This is a genomic window from Nocardia sienata NBRC 100364 (assembly GCF_001613205.1).
Lineage (GTDB): Bacteria > Actinomycetota > Actinomycetes > Mycobacteriales > Mycobacteriaceae > Nocardia > Nocardia sienata.
In genome coordinates this window covers 1-22,359 of record NZ_BDBX01000070.1, presented here as the reverse complement: position 1 = coordinate 22,359, position 22,359 = coordinate 1, and the positions used below count along the sequence as shown (strand labels likewise).

The 22,359-nt window shown below is 69.9% G+C and carries 14 protein-coding genes; 4 read left to right on the top strand and 10 right to left on the bottom strand.

Annotated features, from left to right (window positions below):
* Positions 1–101: 101 nt before the first annotated feature.
* The gene (locus NS4_RS28975) at positions 102–3,104 is read right to left on the bottom strand and encodes a UPF0182 family protein (RefSeq protein WP_063062664.1); all 3,003 of its coding nucleotides are present in this window, start codon (positions 3,102–3,104) and stop codon (positions 102–104) included.
* Positions 3,105–3,284: 180 nt separating this feature from the next.
* Between NS4_RS28975 and NS4_RS28970 the strand changes: the two genes are divergently transcribed.
* Positions 3,285–3,878, top strand: coding sequence for a PPA1309 family protein (locus tag NS4_RS28970; RefSeq protein WP_063062663.1), 594 nt, complete (start codon positions 3,285–3,287; stop codon positions 3,876–3,878).
* 57 nt (positions 3,879–3,935) lie between these two features.
* Here the strand turns inward: NS4_RS28970 and NS4_RS28965 are convergent, their stop codons facing one another.
* Both NS4_RS28965 and NS4_RS28960 read right to left on the bottom strand, forming a co-directional pair.
* Entirely contained in the window at positions 3,936–4,961 is a 1,026-nt protein-coding gene (locus tag NS4_RS28965; protein ID WP_218020422.1) for a YlbL family protein, read from the bottom strand.
* 92 nt (positions 4,962–5,053) lie between these two features.
* Positions 5,054–5,317: a mycoredoxin gene (locus NS4_RS28960; protein WP_063039403.1), complete on the bottom strand. Its 264-nt coding sequence runs from the start codon at positions 5,315–5,317 to the stop codon at positions 5,054–5,056.
* Positions 5,318–5,401: 84 nt separating this feature from the next.
* On the opposite strand from NS4_RS28960, the gene NS4_RS28955 reads away from it, so the two are divergent.
* Positions 5,402–7,531: an ATP-dependent DNA helicase UvrD2 gene (locus NS4_RS28955; RefSeq protein WP_063062667.1), complete on the top strand. Its 2,130-nt coding sequence runs from the start codon at positions 5,402–5,404 to the stop codon at positions 7,529–7,531.
* A 666-nt stretch (positions 7,532–8,197) separates the two neighbouring features.
* The gene (locus NS4_RS28950) at positions 8,198–8,479 is read left to right on the top strand and encodes a WhiB family transcriptional regulator (protein WP_063062666.1); all 282 of its coding nucleotides are present in this window, start codon (positions 8,198–8,200) and stop codon (positions 8,477–8,479) included.
* Positions 8,480–8,622: 143 nt separating this feature from the next.
* Here the strand turns inward: NS4_RS28950 and NS4_RS28945 are convergent, their stop codons facing one another.
* The 5 genes from NS4_RS28945 to NS4_RS28920 form a co-directional block, all read right to left on the bottom strand.
* Positions 8,623–9,942 (bottom strand): ABC1 kinase family protein, encoded by a 1,320-nt coding sequence (locus NS4_RS28945; protein ID WP_063062661.1) that lies wholly within the window; start codon positions 9,940–9,942, stop codon positions 8,623–8,625.
* A 105-nt stretch (positions 9,943–10,047) separates the two neighbouring features.
* Positions 10,048–10,911, bottom strand: a complete 864-nt coding sequence (locus NS4_RS28940) for a TOMM precursor leader peptide-binding protein (RefSeq protein WP_063062660.1) — start codon at positions 10,909–10,911, stop codon at positions 10,048–10,050.
* Positions 10,912–11,092: 181 nt separating this feature from the next.
* Positions 11,093–12,514 (bottom strand): zinc-dependent metalloprotease, encoded by a 1,422-nt coding sequence (locus tag NS4_RS28935; protein WP_063062659.1) that lies wholly within the window; start codon positions 12,512–12,514, stop codon positions 11,093–11,095.
* A gap of 200 nt (positions 12,515–12,714) precedes the next feature.
* Positions 12,715–13,644: an NAD(+) diphosphatase gene (gene nudC / locus NS4_RS28925; protein WP_063062657.1), complete on the bottom strand. Its 930-nt coding sequence runs from the start codon at positions 13,642–13,644 to the stop codon at positions 12,715–12,717.
* 40 nt (positions 13,645–13,684) lie between these two features.
* Entirely contained in the window at positions 13,685–14,749 is a 1,065-nt protein-coding gene (locus tag NS4_RS28920; protein WP_063062665.1) for a potassium channel family protein, read from the bottom strand.
* 133 nt (positions 14,750–14,882) lie between these two features.
* On the opposite strand from NS4_RS28920, the gene NS4_RS28915 reads away from it, so the two are divergent.
* On the top strand, positions 14,883–15,290 hold the full coding sequence (locus NS4_RS28915; RefSeq protein ID WP_063062656.1) for a DoxX family protein: 408 nt from the start codon (positions 14,883–14,885) through the stop codon (positions 15,288–15,290).
* 55 nt (positions 15,291–15,345) lie between these two features.
* On the opposite strand, the gene NS4_RS28910 is transcribed toward NS4_RS28915, so the two are convergent.
* Together NS4_RS28910 and NS4_RS28905 are read right to left on the bottom strand one after the other, a co-directional pair.
* The gene (locus NS4_RS28910) at positions 15,346–18,726 is read right to left on the bottom strand and encodes an ATP-dependent helicase (protein WP_063062655.1); all 3,381 of its coding nucleotides are present in this window, start codon (positions 18,724–18,726) and stop codon (positions 15,346–15,348) included.
* A partial coding sequence (locus tag NS4_RS28905; RefSeq protein WP_063062654.1) for an ATP-dependent DNA helicase occupies positions 18,723–22,359 on the bottom strand: 3,637 nt, incomplete at its 5' end. The genes NS4_RS28910 and NS4_RS28905, both read right to left, overlap by 4 nt.

Genomic DNA, 22,359 nt, shown 5'->3' with positions numbered 1-22,359 from the left:
CAGCGCCTCTTCTGCGTCACCGGCCCGGAATCCAACCGGGCCTGCGGGCCGCTCACCGCGCGGAGCCGACGAAGGTCGGCGGCCCCGCCGCGGCCCGGTTGTTACCTACCTCCGCCGGCGTCCTGATACGCCTTCACCGCGGCGTCCAGCTCATCCAGCGCCCGGCCGAAGTCCTCGAAGTTGCCGGTACGCATGGCGGCGCGTACCTCCTCGATCTTGCGGCCCAGCTCCGCCGCCGCGGCATCCCGCGCGGCCGAACCGGTACTCGCCGGTGGCGGGGTCGAGCCGTTGGGAGTCGAGGCGCCCTGATCCTGGGAATCGTCGCCCTGAGGTTGCGGCGGCGCGCTGCCGGGGCTCGGCCGGGTGGCCGGATCACCGCCGGACGGGGTGGCCAGCGCCCCGGCGCCGGGTAGCACCTGGTTCAACGCGTCGGCCAGCGTCGAACCGTAGCCGACCTTCACGCTGCCGGCCTGGTCGCGGTAACTGACCAGGACGCGCAGCAGCTGCGGGAACGTCGCTGTGTTCTGGCCGGTATTGCGCTCGTTGTAGAACGGCTCCACATAGAGGATGCCGCCGTCGGCCACCGGCAGGGTGAGCAGATTGCCGTATCTGATCTTGTTCGAGTTCGACAGCAGTGTCTTCTCCTGGGAGACCTGGGGCGCTGTCGTCATCGTGTTCTGTGTCTGCTGTGGGCCCTGGGTCTGCGTATCGGTCGGCAACTGCAGGATCCGGAACTTGCCGTAACCGTCCGGATCGGAGCGCACCGATATATAGGAGGACAGGAACTGCCGGTTGTACCCGACCATCGCACTGGTCAGATTGAACACCGGCTTACCGGTCTTCGAATCGCCGAGCAGCACGTAGTACGGCGGCTGGCTGGCCGATACACCCTCCACGGTCGGATCGGCGGGCACCGACCAGAACGCGTTGTTGGTGAAGAACTCGCGCGGATCGTCCACGTGGTACTTGGTCAGCATTTCGCGCTGCACCTTGAACAGATCCTCCGGATACCGGAAGTGCTCGCGCAGCTCGGGGCTGATCTCGCTCTCCGGGATCACCGCATCCGGGAACACGCCCCGCCACGCCTGTAGGACCGGGTCGGTGGGATCGGTCTCGTACAGTTTGACCGTGCCGTCGTAGGCGTCGACGGTGGCCTTCACCGAGTTGCGGATGTAGCTGACCTCTTTGCGTGGCAGCAGCCGGCCGGTGCGCTGGTCGACACTGTCCTCGACCGCGCCCTCGAGCGAGGTCGTCTGGGCGTAGGGGTAGCTGTCCAGTGTGGTGTAGGCGTCCACGATCCAGACGATGCGGCCGTCCACCACCGCCGGATAGGCGTTACCGTCGGGAGTCAGCCACGGCGCGACCTTCTCCACCCGGTCGCGCGGCGACCGGTTGTAGATGATCTTCGAATTGTCGCTGATCGCCGAGGAGAACAGGATATTGCGCTCGGCGTACTTGGCCGCGAACGCGAGCCGGTTGAACCAGTTGCCGATGGGCACACCACCGGCACCGTCATAGGTGAAACGGGCCTGGTCGGTGTCGTACTCCCGGGGGTTCTGCCCTTCCTCGGCGCCGACGATGGCGTAGTCGGGATCGGACTGCGAGATCAGCTCGCCGTAGTAGATACGCGGCTGATCGACCTTGATCCGCTGCTGATCCTTCGGCGTGAACAGATCACTGACCAGGAAGATGGGATAACCCGAGTCGCTACTGCCGCCCGCGGCGTTGGGATCCTCGGACTGCGGCCGGTTGACCCGGTTGGCGGGCGCGGCGACGAACCCGTTGCCGTGCGTGTAGACCGTGTGCTTGTTGATCCAGTCGGTCTGGTTGCCGCTCAGGGTGGCCGGAGACAGTTCGCGGGCGGCCACGATGTAGTCCTGGACCTGGCCGTTGAGGGCGTACCGGTCGATATCGAGCGCCTCGGGGAAGCCGTAGAAGTTCTTCAGCTGCCGCAGCTGGGTGAATGTCGGGGACAGGATGTTGGGATCGAGCAACCGGGCGTTGGCGATGGTGGCATGGTCCACCGGCACGTTCACCGGATTCTTGCTGCTCTCCCCCTTGTAGTCGACATATTCGATCTTGTCGTCGGTGATTCCGTAGGCTTCCCGGGTAGCAGCGATATTGCGCTCGATGTACTCGCTCTCCTTCTCCGCCGCGTTCGGCCGCACCGAGAACTGCTCGACCATGAGCGGCCACACCGCTCCCACCAGCACCGAGGAGAGCACCAGCAACGCCGCCGCCATGGCGGGCACCCGCAGATCACGCAGCACGATCCCGGCGAAGAAGGCCAGCGCGCAGATGATCGCGATGGACATCAGGATCAGCTTGGCGGGCAGTACCGCGTTGATATCGGTGAACGAACCACCGTTGAAGGTGGGTTCTTTCCGGCTGCTCATCAACAGCTGATAGCGGTCGAACCAGTAGGCGACAGCCTTGAGCAGCACGAAGAGCCCGGCCAGCACCGCGAGCTGGACCCGCGCCGGAGTGGTGAGCACGCCCTCGCGCCCGGTCAGCCGCAAGCCGCCGAAGATATAGTGCGTCACCAGGTTCGCGAAGAACGCGATCACCACGGCGACGAACAACCAGTTGAGCACCATCCGGTAGAACGGCAGATCGAAGGCGTAGAAGCCCACGTCCAGACCGAACTGTGGATCGGTGCGGCCGAACGAGCCGCCGTGCAGGAACAACTGCACGGTGACCCAATTCGACTGGGCGACCAGCCCGGACAGCACGCCCAGCAACGCGGGAATACCGAGCCCGAACAATTTCAGCTTGCCGAGCACAGTCGTCCGGTACCGGGCGATCGGATCGCCGGCACCCGAGGTGGGCACGAACACCGGGCGTGATCGGTAGGCCAGCAAGAGGGCGAGCCAGACGATCACCCCGACCAAGAGCCCGACCACCGCGAACACCGCGACCCTGGTCAGCAGCACGGTCAGGTAGACGCCCCGGAAATCGACCTCCCCGAACCACAGCCAGTTCGTATAGGTATCGATGAGCCGAGGCCCTACCAACAGCAGTGCGGCCAGCACCACCGCGGCCACCAGCAGCAGACGACTGCGCCGGGACAGCGACGGTAAACCGGCGGGGGGGCGCATGCCCACGATGCCACTCTCCAGGGTCCGGCGGCGAGTGAGCCGGTAGCGCCACCGGCCGCTGCGCCGCAGTCCGAATTGTTGAGGTCGGGCCCGTACGGACCCTCTGCGCCCACTCTACGGAAAACGGACATGTTCGCGACCGCAGGGTTCGGGCGGTGTCGCGGCGGCGGATGCGAGGATGGTCGGGTGAGCGCCGATCTGCATGCCGAAATCGTCCTTGCCCGTTCCGTCCACGAAGTCGCGGAGTTCGTGGACGCCGAGGGCTGGGGAAGATCGCCGCAGATGTTCGCGCTGGTGCCGACCGCCGATCTGGTGGCCGCCGAACCGGCGCTCATCGACGAGGTGGACGCTGCGGACGAACTGACACCGATCGCCCAGGACCCGCTGCCCGATCATGTGGCCGGCGGGTCGATGGCACTCGACGAATTCCTCGCCACCACCAGTTGGCCCCCCGCGGTGGCGGGCTGTGTCCTGGTGCAGGAGATCGTGGTTCTCCCACCGGATGCCGAGGAGGATCTCGACGAGGCCCTGACTCCGTTGCTGGCCGATGCGGACGCCGCCGACGCGGCCGGCCGGGCCGCCGCCCATGCGCACCCGGGACGGCGCGAGGCCCGGCTCTTCGCGGCTGTGCTGCGGTCGGGAAACAGTCTGTGCCTGTTGCAGCTACGGCCCGAAGAGGGCGAAGAGGACGGGGCCGACCTCGACCTGCGCACCTACCCGAACCTCGCGCCGAACCTGGTGGAAGCCCTGCGGCACACGCTCGAGGAAACCGCCGACTGAACGGAGAACGTCCGGGCCCGCGGGCCCGGACGCACGTACTCCGCCGTTATCGGCGCCTCAGCCGCAGCCGATCACTTCCTGCCCCGCCGACAGATCCTCGAGCGCCTGCACCGCGCCCGCCAGCGTCTCCACCCGCACCAGCCGCAGGCCGTCGGGGACCCGCTGACTCGCCTCGTTGCAGTTGCCCGCGGGGACCAGGAACGTTTCCGCGCCCGCCTCCCTGGCCGCCATCATCTTGTACTGGATCCCGCCGATCGCGCCGACCTTGCCGTCCTCGTCGATACTGCCGGTCCCCGCCACGAAGGTCCCCCCGTCGAGGTCGCCGGGACTCAGTTTCTCCACCAGCGCCAGACTGAACATCAAACCGGCCGACGGGCCACCGATATCGTCCAGATTGAAGTCGATCTGCATGGGCGGCGCCGCGGACTCGGTAGGCGTCAAACCCAGAAACCCCTTGGCCGCGTCGTCGGGCCGGGCACCGAGCGTGATCTGCGCGGTCTGCTCGGTACCGTCGCGGCGATACACCACCGAAACTACGGTCCCGGGCGCCCGGCTCGATGCCTCGTTGAGCACGTCCTGGCCGGTCGCCACAGGTTTACCGTTCACGCTGACGAGCTGATCGCCGGCGCGCAGCACCTCCTGGGCCGGCGCCCCCTCGGTGACCTTGTGGACGAATACCGCGGTCGGCAGGTTCAGCTGACGCATCGCCGCGACCTCGGCATTACTCTCCGAGGTCGTGAACTCCTGCTCGTTCGATTCATCGACCTCCTCCCGGGACACTCCGGGCGGATACACCTCGGCGCGCGGCACGATCCCGTGCCGGCCGCTCACCCAGAAACCGAGCGCCTCGAAGATCGTCAGCCCGTCGCGCACCGCGACCGTGGTCATGTTCAGCTGCCCGGCGGTCCGATCGACCTCGGCCCCCGACACCTGCACGACCTCGCGACCGTCCACGGTGCCCAGCGTATCGACGGTGGGCCCGGGTCCCAGGGCTACGAACGGCACGGTGAACACACTGCCCACCACACCGAACAACACAACCGGGACAAGGGCGAGAAGGAGCGTGATGATCCGACGATTCACCCGGCCAACACTAGCCATCCGCCCCTGCGCAATGCGGGACAGGCACGCGAGCACAGCCGATGAGATCGCCTACCGCGCCCGGGCCGGCCGGATCACGCCTGACGGGCGAGCGCCTGCTTCACCTCGGCCAAAGACGGGTTGGTGGCGGTCGACCCGTCGGCGAATTTCAGCGTCGGCACCACATGGTTGCCGTTGTTCACGCTGCCGACGAACTCCGCCGACGCCGGGTCCTGCTCGATATCGATCTCCACATAGCTGATCCCGGCCTCTTTCAGCTGGGTCTTCAGCCGCCGGCAGTAGCCGCACCAAGTGGTCGAGTACATGGTCAGATCAGGGGTCACGTCAGTCACGGACAGAGCAACAATCGAGGGTTCGTCTTTATTGCAGTGCTCGATTACGGCGCCTTCGGCGCCGATGACACTGCCGAATACACTGCGCGGGTGGGCGCAGTCGATCTATCCGAGTTGGACCCGGAACAGGCCGCCGCCGTCCGCGCGCCGCGCGGGCCCGTCTGTGTGCTGGCCGGCGCGGGCACCGGGAAGACCCGCACCATCACCTATCGCATCGCGCATCTGGTGGCGGCGGGGCAGGTGCGGGCGGATCAGGTGCTGGCCGTCACCTTCACCGCGCGGGCGGCCGGGGAGTTGCGGGCGCGGCTGCGGGCGCTCGGGCTGGGGGCTGCCGCCTCGACTGTGCAGGCCCGGACCTTTCATGCCGCCGCGCTGCGGCAGCTGCGGTATTTCTGGCCGCAGGTGGTCGGCGAGGTGCCGTGGCGGATGCTCGACAGCAAGTTCCCGGTGGTCGCGCAGGCCGCGAACCGGGTGGGCCTGGCTTCCGGGACCGAGAGTGTGAAGGATCTGCTCGGCGAGATCGAATGGGCCAAGTCCTCGCTGGTGGCGCCGGAGGATTACGCCGCGGCGGCCGAGACCCACCGCCGGGACACGCCGTTCGCGGCCGCCCGGGTCGCGGAGGTCTACGCCGCCTACGAGTCGGTGAAGACCACGCCGGAGGGTCTGCTGCTCGATTTCGACGATCTGCTGCTGCACACCGCCGCCGCGCTCGAGGACTATCCGTCGGTCGCCGACGAGTTCCGGGAACGCTACCGATGCTTCGTCGTCGACGAGTACCAGGACATCACACCGTTACAGCAGCGGGTCCTGGACGCCTGGCTGGGGGACCGCGACGATCTCACCGTCGTCGGGGACGCCAACCAGACCATCTATTCGTTCACCGGTGCCGGGCCCGGGCAGTTGCTGGATTTCTCCCGCCGGTTCCCCGAGGCGACCGTGGTGCGGCTCGAACGCGACTACCGGTCGACTCCGCAGGTGGTCGATCTCGCCAACCGGGTGATCGGGATGGCGCAGGGCCGGATCGCCGGGACCCGGCTGCAACTCGTCGGGCAGCGGCCGGACGGGCCGGAGCCCGAGTTCGCCGAATACGACGAGCTCGCCGCGGAGGCGGCCGATATCGCCCGGCGGATCGAGGAGCTCCTGGCCGGCGGTACCCCGGCGTCCGAGATCGCGGTGCTGTACCGGATCAATGCGCAATCGGAGGCCTACGAGCAGGCACTGACCGAACGTGGAATCGCCTACCAGGTCCGCGGCGGCGAAGGTTTCTTCCAGCGGCCGGAGGTACGCCAGGCGGTGCAGGAGTTGCGCAAGGCGGCTTCCCGCGACGATCTGCCCGAGACATCGCGGTCCGGTAAGAACCTGGTGAGCCTCGTGCGGGCCGCGCTGGCGCCGATCGGTCTCACCGCGTCCGCGCCGGCGGGGGCGCAGGCCCGCCAGCGCTGGGAGTCCCTGACGGCGCTGGTCCGGCTGACCGAGGAACTCGTCGAGCACGAACCAGGCCTGGAACAGACCGGCCTGCTGCGCGAACTCGCCGCGCGGGCCGAGGCCCGGCATCCACCGACCGTGCAGGGCGTGACCCTGGCCTCGTTGCATGCGGCCAAAGGCCTGGAGTGGGACGCGGTGTTCCTGGCCGGGCTCACCGACGGCACCCTGCCGATCTCCTACACACTCAACGGTGACGGGTCGGTCGCCGATGTGGCGGCGCTGGAGGAGGAGCGCCGGCTGCTCTATGTGGGGGTGACCCGCGCCCGGGTCCATCTGCGGTTGTCCTGGGCACTGAGCCGCGGCGACGGTGACCGCCGGCCACGGCGGCGATCCCGGTTTCTCGCCGGGCTGGTGCCCGACGGCTCCCCTGCGTCCCCGATCGCCGGCCCGGCACGAGCCGCCGCGGACGCGAACCGGCCGATGTGCCGGATATGCGGTCGCGCGCTGCTCGATTCGGAGACGCTGCTGCTGCGCCGGTGCAAGAACTGTGTGGGACAACCGGATACGGAACTGCTCGGCGCACTTCAGGATTGGCGCCGGGAGAAGGCGGCCGAACTCGCCGTGGACCCGCGTGGGATTCTCGGCGTGAACACGCTCACCGCGATCGCCGAGCAGCTGCCCGCGGACGAGGCCGCGCTGGCCGCACTGGGTATCGGTGAGAGCAAGATGCGCAAATACGGAGCCGAGGTGCTGGCCATCATCCGGTCCCGGCGCCGCTCGATCGCCGGCCGGTAGCCACGAATCCGGCAAAACTGCAGGTAGAAAATAGGTTGTCGACTCCGGCGAGATTGCTTAAGGTGGAAATCGCGCTCGGGAGGGTACATCCACGCGCACAGTTGACACACAGTTGAGATCACGACCACGAGTACAGGAGGGAGGCAGTCAGATGAACGGCACAACGAACTACGGCTTCGTCACCGTAGCGCCGAATATGCGGTCGTCCGCTGCTTCCCGGGGGTTCCTCGCTTTGCAGGGGACCGGCCTGTCCTGCCTCGATATTGCCGGTGAGCAGGCACGTATCCGCTATTCGCATCAGCCGAACATCGTCGAATCGCAGGACCAGTCCGTCGTGAACTGGCACCCGGGGGCTGCTCTGGCAGCCGCCGGCTCCTTCGCTATCGATCCCGCCGCAGCACCCGCGGTGGCAGATAAGCGACCGGAAAGCCTTCGCAAAGGACACCGAGCGACCGTGAACAGGCGGCCCCACAGCCGACCAAGGTAGGGATCAACCCCACACCTCCTGGCCACGGGACGCAGATGCGAAACCGTGGCCAGGATTTTTTTGGCCTTCAGCCCACAAGGCACCGGTTTCGCAGAACGAACACCGAACCGCTGCACAACAAGCTGAAGGAGAACGACGTGGTCACCACCACCCAGAGCTGGCCGTCGGCCACCACTGATGTGGCGTGTAGCACCGTGGCAACCGATCCGGGGGACCAGCGGCAGCGCGTGCTGCCGTGCCGGGCGGGCGATCCCGACCTGTGGTTCGCCGAAAGCCCGGTTCAGCTGGAAGAGGCCAAGGCACTGTGCGCTTCCTGCCCGATCCGTAAGGGCTGCCTGACCGCGGCCATCGACCGGCGCGAGCCGTGGGGCGTCTGGGGCGGCGAGATCTTCGACCAGGGGGTCGTCATCGCCCGTAAGCGCCCGCGGGGCCGGCCGCGCAAGGTCGCCAGCTGTGTCTGACCGGCACTCCGTGTCCCTCGCGGACACCCATCCCCAACGGGAGCGAGCCGCTCATCGCGTCGCCGATGAGCGGCTCGTTCGCTTCTGTACCCATATCGATATTCGCGCAGTGATCACCGAGAGATCTCCGCGCCGTCACGGTTTCAGGCGCTTTCCCGCTGCTCCCGGAATCCGGGCAGCCAGGTGGCGGCCAGCTGCATGAACGGCACCTCGGCATCGAGCTGGGCACAGATACCGATGGATCCGCCCAGCACCCTGAAGATCATCACATATTCGGCGGGCAGCATCATCGCCCGCGCGGTCTTCATCTCCGGCGAGGAGTAATCGGTCGCCTTACCCGCCACCCGCTGCATCCAGCGCCGGGTGAAGTGGAACGATTCGCTGCGGATCGGGTCGGTGAACGGGCGCAGGTACTCCTCGATCTCGGTTTCGGTGAGCGTCCGGCCCGGCTGCACCCAGCCGTTGGCGTGCAGGATCTCGGTGAGCTCGCCGTACTCCTCGGCGACCGCCAGAGCGAGGATCCGGCCCAGCATGTCCGGGAAACCGCCCGGCAGCGGTGCGCAGGCACCGTAATCGATCACCGCGAGCCTGCCCTCCGGGGTGATCATGAAATTGCCCGGATGCGGGTCGGCGTGCAGCAGGCCCACGGTTTCCGGCGCGGAGAAATGGAACCGGCCCATCAGTGCGGCCACCCGGTTGCGCAGGGCCCGGGTCCCCTCCGGATCGGCCTGTCCGGCACTGATGATGGTGGAAACCGGTGTGCCGTCCAGCCATTCGCTCACGATCACCTTCGGCGCGCTGGCGACCACTTTGGGCACCACGAATTCGGGGTGTCCGTCGTAGGCCTTGCTGAACGCCCGCTGATTGGCGGCCTCGTTGCGATAGTCCAGTTCTTCTTCGGTGCGCTCGGTGATCTCGGCGAGCAGCGGTTTCACATCGGCGCCGGGAATGACCTTCGCGAACAGGCCGGTCATCCGGTTCAGGGTGCGCAGGTCGGCGCGCAGCGCCTCGTCGGCCCCCGGGTATTGCACTTTCACCGCGACCGGCCGCCCGTCCGACCACACTGCCCGGTGCACCTGGCCGATACTCGCCGACGCGGCCGGAATGTCCTCGAACGACTGGAACCGCTTGCGCCAATCGGTACCGAGCTGCTGGTCGAGGACGCGATGCACGGTGGCCGCGGGCATCGGGGGCGCGGCGGCCTGCAGTTTGGTGAGCGCCTCACGATAGTGCTCGCCGAACTCCTCCGGTACCGCGGCCTCCATCACACTGAGGGCCTGGCCGAACTTCATCGCGCCGCCCTTGAGCTCTCCGAGTACGGCGAACAGCTGTTCGGCCGCCTTCTGGTTCAGCTCCGTGTTGATCTCTTTGCGATCACCCCCCGCGAGCTTCTTGCCGAAACCGACCGCGGCGCGCCCCGCTACCCCGAGCGGGATCTTTGCCAACTTCGCATTGCGGGACATAGGCCGGCGCACGATCTCAGACACTCCCCCATAATGGCCGACAACCCCGCTTCACTGCCACGGAAAACCGGAGAGAATTACCCTCGGCACCCAATGTGAAAGTCCTCACATACCTTCGCCGCCTATGCTTCCGAGACAACCGCACCGGGGATGCGGCGCCCACGACCGGCGATCGAGAGCGCGGGTATCGAGATCGAGCTCGAGGGTCCTGTTCAGTGTTTCCGGTGGGAAACGCGGTTCACAGGCGATGATCGTCTCGAGTTCGCCGAGCGCCAGCGCGGCCACCGCGGCGATCCCGGCGGGGCTGGCGTGACCGGTCCGGCCGAGCAGTTGCGCGGCCAGGCGCGGCCATTCCGCGTCGTGATCCACTCTGGTCAGGTCCGCGCAGCGCAAACAGCTGGTCCGCCCGGGCTGGACCAGCGGTCCGACGATTCCCTTCCCGTCGCGCAGCCGCACGACCAGATGGGCTGTCCGCGCATGGGACAGATCGCGCACCAGCCGGGGATCCGGTATCAAGGCGTCGGCGAGTACCACGAGATCGGCGGGCCGGGGCCGGCCGTCGGTTTCGCCGCGGTAGTCCCGCGAGCGCTGCGGGCGGATGCCCAGATCACGCAGGCCCGCGGTGATCGCGTCGGTGAGCGGGCCGATGCCGTGCACCCGGATCGACCGCACGCGACCGGCCGGGCGGGGCGGATGGACCAGTAGGCCCGCGGTATCGAGCACCTCGAACAGGGCCGTGGCCTGCCCGGGTTCCAATCCGAGCGAGCGGGCACGCCAGATGATCGCGGGCTTGCTGTTCAGTCCGTCGATCAGGCGAAGAAAGCCCAAGACCTGCTGGGTTTCCAGACCCGGCGCCACACAGAGCACCGCGGTCTCGGGATCCCAGCCCAATTGGACCTGCCCGGTGGATCGGACCAGGATCGGCACCCGGGGATGCAGCAGGGGGCCGCGTGGCCGGAGCATCGTCATTCCGGAAGTATGCGAGCGGCATTGCGGCGCAATGGGTTCGCGCACCGGGTTGTCCACAGGTTTTCGACCTGTGGACAACTCCGTTTCCCGAGGTGAGCCGATGTTCGCAACCGTTGCGCGGGCGCCCACGGAAAGTCGTGCGGAACAGGCCCCGGGATTGCGCCCGGGGCCTGTCGATCCGCTACTTCTTACCGGACTCCGGATCCTCCGGATCGGACTCGGGACGCTGCTCGCCGGCGGCACTCTCGTCCTCGGTCTTCGCCGCACGTTCGGCGGCCTCGGTGGCGGCCAACTGCGCGAGCGGATCGTCGAACGCGCCCGCGCCACCCCCGATAACCGAATCGATGAACCCGGCGGGCGCGTCGAGGTCGGCGGCGTCGGGGAGCAGATCGGGATGCGCCCACACCCCGTCACGCGCGTCGATACCGGCGTCGTCGGTGAGTCGCTGCCACAGCGTGGCCGCCTCGCGCAGTTTGCGCGGACGCAATTCCAGACCGACCAGCGTGGCGAAGGTCTGCTCGGCGGGGCCACCCGTGGCCCGGCGACGGCGCAGTGTCTCGGCGAGCGCGCCCGCGCCCGGCAACCGATCGCCCACGGCCGCGGCCACCACCACCTGTACCCAGCCCTCGATCAGGGCGAGCAGGGTTTCCAGCCGGTCCAGCGCCTGTTTCTGCTCGGGCGTGGTCTGCGGCTCGAAACTGCCCTGGGCGAGGATCTCCTCGAGTTTCGACGGATCGGTGAGCGCGGATGGATCGAGATTGCGGGCGGCGTCCTCGAGGGCGGAGAAGTCCATGGTGATCCCGCGCGCGTAGTCTTCGACGGCGCCGAGGACCTGCTGGCGCAACCAGGGCACATGGACGAACAGCCGCTGGTGGGCGACCTCGCGGGCGGCGAGGAACACCATGATCTCGCTCTCCGGCTGCTCGAGTCCCTCGCTGAACTCCGAAATGGCGGTGGGCAGCAGGGCGGCGGTACCGGCCGGGCCCAGCGGCAGGCCGATATCGGTGCCGGTCAGCACCTCCTTGGCCAGCTGTCCCAGCGCTTGGCCGAGCTGGGAGCCGAAGGCCAGCCCGCCCATCTGCCCGAGCATCCCCATCATGGGGCCGGCCATCTCGCGGGCCTCCTCGGGCAACCCGGCGGTCCACATACCCGAGATCTGCTGGGCCACCGGATCACACAGTCGCTGCCAGGTGGGCAGGGTTTTCTCGATCCAGTCACCGGCGGTCCAGGCGACGGTGCTCGTCGCACCGGCCGGGAAGGTGGTCGCGTCGTCGAGCCACAGTTCGGCCAGATGCGCGGCATCGGCGACCGCGGTGGCGGTACCGCTGGACACGGGCGGGACGGTTTTCCCGAGCTGCTGGCGGGCCAGCCGCTTGGCCACGTCGTAGTTGACCGGGCCGCCACCACCCCCGCCGGACATACCCTGCCCCATACCGCTCAGCATCTGGCCCAGTGAGGACAGCATCTGGCCCAGCGCCGCCGGATCGAACCCGGCGCCGCCGGCACCGAAACCGAAGGGGTCGTTGCCGCCGCCGCCCGGTTTGTCGCCGCGACCGCGATCGTCGTCGTCGCCGTGCGAGAAGCCGAACGGGAGGTCACTCATTCCGCCTCACCCGCCGGCATAGCGTCCGGGTGGTGTCCGGGGAGCGCGCGCGCACCGTTGTCGGGCGCTTCGTGAAGCTGCATGTCGTCCATAGTAGGCGCGGCGAACCGCCCGGTCCGCCTCCCCGGACGGTCTTCGCGCTGGGTGAACATCGTGACGCCGGGAGCGGCCGGGTCGCGGTTCACCGTCCGGCCGGGCCCCTACCCGGCGGCGACCCAGGATTCCACGATCGTCCGGGCGATCGAGATCGAGCCGGGCAGCAGGAGCCGCGCGCCGCCGGCCGGGGCGGACTCGCCGGCCTCCGGGCGGGTCCGCCAGCCGCCCGCCGCCAGCGCGTCGCGCACCTCGTCGCGGGTGAACCAGTGCGCCTCGGCGATCTCGCCGTCGGTGAAGACCAGCGGCCGGTCGGGGTCGGCCTGGGCGGCGAAACCGAGCATCAGCGAGCGCGGGAACGGCCACGGCTGGCTGCCGAGGTATTCGATATCGCGCACATCGAGCCCGACCTCCTCGCGCATCTCCCGCTCGACACACCGTTCCAGCGACTCCCCCGCCTCCACGAACCCGGCCAGCAGCGAGAACATCGTCTCCGGCCAGCTGTGCTGACGGGCCAGCAGCACCCGGTCGCCGCCGTCGTGGATGAGACAGATCACGGCGGGGTCGGTGCGTGGGAAATCCTCACGGCCGTCCTCGGCCACCCGGGACCAGCCACCCTTGGCCGGCATCGTCGGTGTGCCGTCCACGCCGTGATAGGCGGCGCCGGCATGCCAGTTGATCAGCGCGAGCGCCGTGGCCAGCACCCCGGCCGTGAAGTCGTCGATCGAGGCGTCGGCGAGCCGGCGCAGGTCTTGGAGGTTGCCGCTGAGCGCCTCGTCGCGCACCGCCCACAGGTGCGCACCGTCTTGTACACCGAGGAACACCGCATCGAGACTCGGCTCGGGCGACAGATCGAGCGCGGCTTCCCAGACCAGCGCCCCCGACTCGTAGCGCACCGCGCCGCGCGGCCCCACCCGGAGCAGCCGGGCCGTGGGCCAGCCTTCCTTCAATGCCTGCTCGTCGGCACGCAGATGGTCGGCGCGGTCCAGCGCCGAGCGGGACAGCAGGGGGATCTGGTCGAGTCGGAAAGCGGCCACGTAACGAGACTATCGCGACCGGGTAACGGCCGCGGCGGAGTCAGCGGGCGCGACGGATGTAGAGGAGTTTGTCCCCGGATTCCAGGGCGTCGACAGCGGGCTCGCCGACGCGCACCAACTCGCCGGCCCGCACCACCCCGAGCACGATATCGCTGAGGTGCCGCGGTGACCCGCCGACCTCACCGGGCTCGACCTCACGTTCGGCGACCGCGAAACCGTGCTCCGGGGTGAGCAGATCCTCCATCATCTCCACGACGCTGGGCGTGGTGGTGGCGATCCCGAGCAGCCGGCCCGTGGTCTCCGAGGACACCACCACCGAATCGGCGCCGGACTGCCGCAGCAGATGAATGTTCTCCGATTCGCGGATGGAGGCGACGATCTTGGCCTTCTTGGTGAGTTCCCGGGCGGACAGGGTGACCAAGACCGCGGTGTCGTCGCGGTTGGTGGCCACAATGACCGAGGCCGCGTTCTGCACACCCGCCAGCCGCAGCACATCGGACTGGGTGGCCGATCCGTGCACGGTGACCAGCCCGGCCGTCGACGCCGCCTCCAAACTCACCGCGTCCATGTCGACGACGACGATATCGGCGGGCTGCACGCCGTCACCGAGCATGGCGTCGATAGCGGTGCGCCCCTTGGTGCCGTATCCGACGACGACGGTGTGATTACGCACGGTGCGCCTCCAACGCTGGATCTTCAGAGCCTGGCGGGAACGTTCGGTGAGTACCGCCAATGTGGTGCCGACCAGGACGATGAGGAACAGCACGCGCAGCGGGGTGATGACGAAGATGTTCACCAGCCGGGCCGACGGGGTGACCGGGGTGATATCGCCGTACCCGGTGGTGGACAGTGAGACGGTCGCGTAGTAGAACGCGTCCAGCAGACTCACCGAATCGTCGGCGCCGTCCCGGTAGCCGTCTCGGCCGAGATACACCACGAGCGAGGCGGCGCACAGCAACCCGATCGCGAACAGCACCCGCCGGGTCAGCGAGATCCACGGGCTGTTCTGGACCTCCGGGATACGGAGCAGCCCGACCAGCGCGAAATCCGGTGGTTCGGCCGCGCCGCGGGCCCGGCTTCCGAGATCGGCGAACCGCGAACTCACCGGCGACACCTCTCACCGGTCCGGCCGTCACGCACACCGGTCACTACCAGTCCCTCCGACACAGCTCGGGAGCCTACCCGCTCGCCCACCGTCACGCCGGGCACCCGGTCACTGCGGTATCTATGGTGTTGCCATGGCAGATATCACCCCGGCGGGCGCACCGGATTCCGGTCGCACCCCGGCGCTTCGACTGGCCGCGCTGCTCCTCGGCGCCGGCGTCCTGCATTTCGTGGCTCCCAAACCGTTCGATTCGATCGTCCCCCCGCAGTTGCCCGGAAAGCCACGTTCCTACACCTATTGGTCCGGGGTGGTCGAAATCGGTGTGGGAACCGCTCTGTTGATCCCGCGGACCCGGCGGCTCGGCGGCCGGCTGGCCGCGGTGCTGTTCATCGCGGTATTCCCGGCCAATATCCAGTTCGCCGCGGATTCGGTGCGCAATCCGAAGGCGCCGTCGATCCTGAAGGCGGTCTCCGTGCTACGACTGCCGCTGCAGTGGCCGATGATCACCAGTGCGCTGGCGGTGAGCCGCCGGTCCCGGTAGGACCAGTGCCCGGCCCGGGCCCAGGGTGTGGCCTCGGACCCGGTGATCTGCCGAATCACCGGCTCTCGTCCCCGTCCCGGCGAGTCGAATCGGTGAGCAGCGCCACCAGTTCCTCCGGACCCGGTAACCGCTCGGGCGCCACCGTGCGACCGCTGCGCACATAATGGAAGGCAGCGCCGATACGGTCCAGCATCCGCTGTTCGGTTTCGCCGGTACGCGCCGCCTGCAGCCGCGCCCACGCCAGCCGGTAGACCGCCAGCTGCACCGCCACCGCGGCTTCGTCGGTGGGGCCGGGTTCGGCGCCGGTTTTCCAGTCGACAACAGTCCAGCCGCCACCGGGTTCGGCGAACACCGCGTCCATCCGGCCGCGGATCACCACCCCGGCGATGGTCGTCTCGAACGGCACTTCGATTTCCACCGGCCGGCGCGCCGACCAGGGCGAGGACAGGAACGCGTCCTGCATCCGGGTCAATTCGGCGTCGGCGGCCGCCCCCGCGTCGGCCGCGCCGGGCAGATCGTCGAGGCCGGGCAACTGATCGGTGGCGAACCAGCGCTGCACCCAGGCGTGAAAAGCGGTGCCGCGACGGGCCAGCGGATTGGGCGGATAGGGCAGCGGGCGGCGCAGCCGGGCGGCGAGCCGGCCCGGATCGGCACGCATCTCGACCAGCGCCGTCGCCGGCAGCTGGGTGGGCAGTTCGACCTCGGCCGCGGCGTCCGCACCGGCCCGGTATTCGGCGAGCAGCGCGTCCACATCGGCGATCCAACCGTCGGGATCGTCGCCGGGTTCGGGTACCTCCGCGCCGGCGGACAGTTCCGCCAGCGCCGCATGGACCAGCGCGGCTCCCGCTTCGATATCGTCACGGCGGGCGCCCAGCGGGTCGCCGGGCCAGGACGCGGTCACCGGGGTGGCCGCCAGCGGATTCGCCTCGCCGGGCTCGGGATCGGCGGCCCAGCACGCGATCTCGACTCCGCTGCCGGGCTGTTCGGCGGCGGCTTTCACCTCGAGCAGGAATTCCGACGGGCCCTTCGGCTTGTCGCCGGTTTCGGGCCAGTGGTGCGCGGAGACCAGCAGCGCGCGTTCGGTGCGGGTGAGCGCGACGTAGAACAGCCGGCGGTCCTCGTCGAGCCGGCGCCGGGCCAGCGCTTCCTTGTGCGCGGTGAGGCCGCGCTGCAACTCCGCGCGGTCGGTGACATCGGACAGATCGAGAACCGGAACGCCGTCCGGGGATTCGGCGGTGGCCCGGTCCCCGCGCAGTGAGGTGGGTAGTTCCGCCAGCGCGCCGAGCCAGGTGTTCACGCCGCGGGTGGACGGGAACACATCCCGGGTGACGTGCGGTACCGCGACCACCTCCCACTCCAGCCCCTTGGCGGCGTGCACGGTGAGCACCTGGACCCGATCCGGGGCGACCTCCACCTCGCCCGGTTCCAGACCGTTCTCCACCGATTCGGCGGCGGTGAGGAAGGCGAGCAGACCGCCGAGAGTGGCTCCGGTGTCGTTCGCGAATCCGGCCACCACTTCGGCGAAGGCGTCCAGGTGTTCGCGTCCGGCGCCGGAACCCGCGAGCGCGCGCCGGGCCTGACTCTCGACGCCGACCCCGATGGTGCGTTCCACATCGGCGACCAGTTCGGTCAGCGGCTGCGCCGCCCGTTCGCGCAGCATCGCCAGTTCCCGGCCCAGCGCGGTCAGCCGCCGGTATCCGGCCGCCGAATAACGGTCCGCCGGACCGGGATCGGCGATGGCATCGGCCAGGCCGGCCCGTTCGGCGGGTTCGGGGGCCACCTCCTGCAGGGCCGCCGCCAAGGTCGTGGAATCGGTGATATCGCCGCCGGGATCGCGGGTGATGGACAGTTCCCGGGCCCGCCGGGCCAGCGCGGCCAGATCGGCGCTGCCGATCCGCCAGCGGGCGCCGGTGAGAATCCGCACCGCGGCGCTGCCGGCGGCGGGGTCGGCGATGAGACGCAGAGTGGCGACGAGATCGGCGACCTCCGGCGTCGACAGCAACCCGCCCAGACCGACGATCTCGACCGGTAGCCCCTGTCCCCGCAACTCCTCGGCGAGCTCGGCGGCATCGGCGTTGCGGCGGATCAGGACCGCGGAGGTGGGCGGCGGCCGGTCCGCATCCCGGGCCGCCGCCCAGTGCTCAGCGATGCGTTCGGCGATCCACCGGCGTTCGCTCGCGACGGTATCGGTGAGTGCGAGCGCGACGACGCCCGGTTCCGCACCGGGTTTCGCGCGCAAGGGGTCGACGGTGACACCGCCGCCGTCGCGGGCCGCCGCGCGCAGTGGTTCCACGACCATATTCGCCAGATCGAGTGCCTCGGGTGGGTTGCGCCAGCTGGTGAGCAGCGGCAACACCGGCGCCGGGACACCGGGGGCAACCGGGAAGTCGGTGGTGAAACGCGGGAGATTGGCGGCCGAGGCGCCGCGCCAGCCGTAGATGGACTGCATGGGGTCGCCGACCGCGGTCACCGCGAGCTCGCGCGATCGCGTCCCGCGGGACCGCGGGTCGCGCTGCTCCGGGTAACCGGCCCCGAACAGCGCGGACAGCAGGACGCGCTGGGCGTGGCCGGTGTCCTGGTACTCGTCCAGCAGCACCAGCCGGAAGCGGGCGCGTTCGGCGGTGGCGACATCGGGATGCTCGGCGGCCAAACGCGCCGCCAGCGACATCTGGGCCCCGAAATCCAGGGCGCCGCGCTGATGCAGGGTCTCCCGCAGCTGCTGGACCAGCGGCAGCAGCGCCACCCGCTCGCGCTGTGCGCGCAGGACCGACAGCAGCTCCTTGTTCGGCCCGCCGCGCTGCCGCGGACCGGGCGGCAGAGTGTGCACGAGTTTCTCGAGTTCGGTATGCGCCTCGGCGAGTTCCTCCGGCTCCACCAGGTGTTCGGCCAGCTGCCCGGACAGCGCGAGTACCGCCTCGGTGACCGTCAGCGGCGAACGGTCGGTGTCCAGGTCGCCGTCCCAGCCGCGCACCACCTGATGGGCGAGCTGCCACAGCCGGGTTTCGGTGAGCAGCGCCGCCGACGGCTCCACCGGCAGCAACAGGCCGTGTTCGCGCAGCAGCCGACCGGCATAGGAGTGGTAGGTACTGATCTCCGGTTCCGCACCGGCCAGGGTGGCGCGCAGTTCACCGGCGGGATCGAGATCACGCAGCAGCCGCGAGCCGGCCAGCCGGGCCAGCCGGGTGCGGATCCGGGCGGTGAGCTGCTGGGCGGCCTTCCGGGTGAAGGTCAGCCCGAGCACCTCCTCCGGCGTGACCAGCCGGTTGGCCACCATCCAGACCACCCGGGCCGCCATGGTTTCGGTTTTGCCCGCCCCCGCTCCCGCCACCACCAGCGCGGGACCGGGCGGCGCGGCGATCACCGCGGCCTGTTCCGCGGTGGGCGGGGGGAGCCCGAGTGCGTCGGCCAGCTGTTCCGGCGAGACCCGGGCGCTCACTCGTCGGTCACCTGGCGCCCGGCGTCCTGCACCGGGCAGCTGTTCTTCACGGCGCAGTGCCGGCAGCCCTCGTTGCGGATCGCCAGGAAACCGGGGCCTTCGGTGCTCGCGGCCGCGGCGTGGATGGTCTCGCGCCAGGTCTGCAGCGCGTCGGCGTCCAGCGCGGGCTGGACCCGCTCCTTGGCCACTCCGCCGGCCGCCGGTAATCCGACGTACACCAGCCGCCCCCCACCTGGTTCGGAATCGCCGGCGCTTTCGTCCAGGGCACCCGCCGCGGCGGCGACCTGGTAGGTCGCCAGCTGGGCGTGCTGGGCGGCGTCGGCTTCACTGACCGGGTTCTTCCCCGTTTTCACATCGACGATGACGAACCGGCCCGCGGCGTCCCGCTCCAGCCGGTCGATCCGGCCGCGGATGCGCACCTCGGGCATATCGTCGCCGGGAGCGGGCAGCACACAGTCGACCGGTACCTCGATCCCGGCCTGGGTGAGTTCGCCGCGGGTGGTGCGCACCCAGGCCACGAACGCGTCCAGCATGGCCTCGGTGCGGCGCAGTTCCTGCCGGGAATACCAGCTGGTTTCGGGATCGATACCGGACCAGCTGCGGGCGAGTTCGGCGCGCACCTGGTCCAGCGGCACCCGCCCGGCCAGCGCCTGGACCAAGGTGTGCACCAGGGTTCCCTTGACCGCGTGGGGATTCTGCCCGTCGGAGCCGCCGTTGCGTTCCAGCGCCCAGCGCAGCGGGCAGGTCCGCAGCAGCTCCACTGTCGAGGGCGACAGCGCGACGGGGGCGTCGTCGTCCCACAGGGTCTCGGTGGAGCTGAGTCCGGGGACCCCGTACCAGTCGTCGGGCGCGGTACCGGGGATCCCGGCCAGCGCGAGCCGGGCCAGTTGCCGGGCGGCGCGGCGGCGGCGTTCGTCCCCGGCGCCGGGATCGCAGACCGCCGCGCGTAGTTCGGCGATCAGCGCGTGCAGGGCGAGTACGCGGCCGGGTTCGGCGATCGGGAGCGCACCGGGTTCGCCGCCGGTCTCACCGCCGAGCAATTCGGCCAGGAACCGGGAAGGCACCAGATCGCGTTCACCGGTTACCGATTCCACCGCCGTCACCAGCAGCGAACGGCGGGCCCGGCTGCACGCGACGAACAGCAGCCGCCGTTCCTCGGCCAGGATCGGCGCGGCGCGGCTGACCCGTTCGGTGATACCGGCGACCTCATCCACCAGCTCCTCGGTGTGCAGCAGTGTCCCCCGCGGGCGCGGGTCCGGCCAAATACCCTCCTGCACCCCGGCGACCGCCACGACCTCCCATTCCCGGCCGGCCGCCGCGTGGGCGCTCAGCAGGTCCACGGCCTCTTCCCGCTGCGTCCGCACCGCCCGGTCCTGCGGGATCTGCTGCTGGAGCAGATATTCGACGAAACCCTCGATGGTCGCACCCGGGAGGCGGTCGGCGTAGGCGGCCGCGGCGTCGAACAGCGCGACGGCGGCGTCGAGATCGCGGTCGGCCTGCATACCCGCCGCTCCCCCGCGCCGGGACTGCGCCAGCCAGCGCCGCTCCAGCCGCGACCCGGTCCACAGCGCCCACAGCACATCCTCGAGTCCGCCGCCCGCGTGCCGGACCCGGCGAGCGCGGTCCAGGGCGCGGGCCGCCCGTTCGAGGGGGGCGATCTCGACTTCGGTGAGGCCCGCCACGATCCGGTCGTCGCCCGAGCCGAGCAGCAGATCCCGCAGCACCTCCACCGAAGGCCGGTCCGGGGCAGAGCCGCGGGAGCCCGGTCGCGGGGGGTCGGTATCCGGGCCGCCGGCCGAAGTCCGCGGATCTATTCGGGCTTCCCCACCGCTGGCCGCGTCGGACTCCGCGCCGGCCCCGGGGTACGGCTCCGGTGGGAAATCCTCTTCGTCCATCGGAGGTTCCGGTGGGAAGCCGTCCCACGGGTCGTCGTCGAGGTTCTCCTGATCGATCCCGTACCAGTCCGCGTCCGCGTGGTGCCGGCTGACATCGGCGAAGAGATCTCGGGGTGGGAGCTCGTCGAGGGGATGCGCTACTCGATAGGTGTCGAGAACGGGCGGTTCGCGCACCGGCTCGGGTGGGGAATCCGGTGACGCGGCGAAATCCGGGCCGGGAATGCGGGCAGGGTCGGAGTCCGGGAGGCGGGCGAGGTCGGGTCCCTGGGCACCGGCGAGTTCCGGTTCCGGCGCAGCGTCGAAGTCCGGATCCGGGGCGCCGGCAGCGTTCCGATCCGGAGCGTCGGCAGGGTTCGGATCCGGAGCGTCGGCAACGTTCCGATCCGGAGCGTCGGCAGGGTTCGGATCCGTGGCACCGGCAGGGTTCGAATTACGGGCGAGTTCTACTGCGGCGCGGCGGATACCGCGACGTAGGCGGCGCAGGCTGATCGCGTCGGCCCCGCCCAACGGTCCGGCCAGGAGTTCGAGCGCCTCGTCGGGGCCGAACAGGGATTCGGTGGACCCGGTGCCGCGACGGGTGGCTTCCCCGGCGAGTACGGCCCGCAGGGCCAGCAGCATCCAGGCGGCGCCGCGGCGGCGGGCCAGCGGGATATCGTTCGCGGGTTGCGCAATCGGAACCCCGGCCGCCAGCAGGGCGCGGCGCAGCGGCGGCAGCAGCAGCGGCACCGAGCGCACGATCACCGCCATCTGCGACCACGGCACGCCCTCGGTGAGATGCGCGCGGCGCAGATGGTCGGCGATCAGGGACGCTTCCTTGGCGGGGCTACCGAGTACCCGCACCCGTACCTCGGCCGGGATGGGCGGTTCGGCACCGGCATCCGGTGGCAGCTCACCGCGTTCCACGGGACCCAGGTCGGCCCGGGTGATGCGATGCGGGACGAGTCCGGGGAGCCGCGACGCGATCCGGGCGGTAGCGGTGGTGATCGCCGGACCGGACCGGTGGTTGCCGTAGAGGACGATGCGCCGCTCCGTCGGGGCGACCTCGGTGAGAAATCGCGAATCGGCGCCGCGGAAGGTATACACGGCCTGATCGGGATCACCGGCGATCACCGTGGTCCCGGCCCCGGCCGCCAGCACCCGTACCAGCAACGCCGCCTGCGGGTCCAGATGCTGGGCGTCGTCGACCAGCAGACAGCGCACCCTGGCCCTTTCGGCCGCCAGCAGTTCGGGGTCGCCGGCCAATGCGTCCAGGGCGGCGCCGACGAGTTCGGCCGCGTTCAGGGCGGGCGCCGACGCCTCGGGCGCGGCCACCCCGACCGACCAGCGCAGCAGCATCGCCTGCTCGTAGCGCAGCGCGAAACCTCCGGCCGCGATCCAGTCGGGACGGTCCCGGCGCCGGCCGAGATCGATCAGATCCTCCGGGCCCAGACCGCGCTCGGTGGCCCGAAGCATCAGATCGCGCAGTTCGTCGGCGAAGCCGGCCAGGCCCAGGGCGGGTTGTAACCGCCGCGGCCACAGGTCACCGGCTCCGGCGGCGATATCGGCGATATCGCCGCGCAGCATCTCGCGCAGCACTGCGTCCTGTTCGGCACCGGTGAGCAGCCGCGGCGGCGGATTCCCGTGCCGGGCGGCCTGCCGGCGCAGGATTCCGAAGGCGTAGGAGTGGATCGTGCGGGCCAGCGGCTCCCGGGTCGCGCCGGCGACGCCGGGTACGGCGGACGGCGGGCGAACCGGCTCG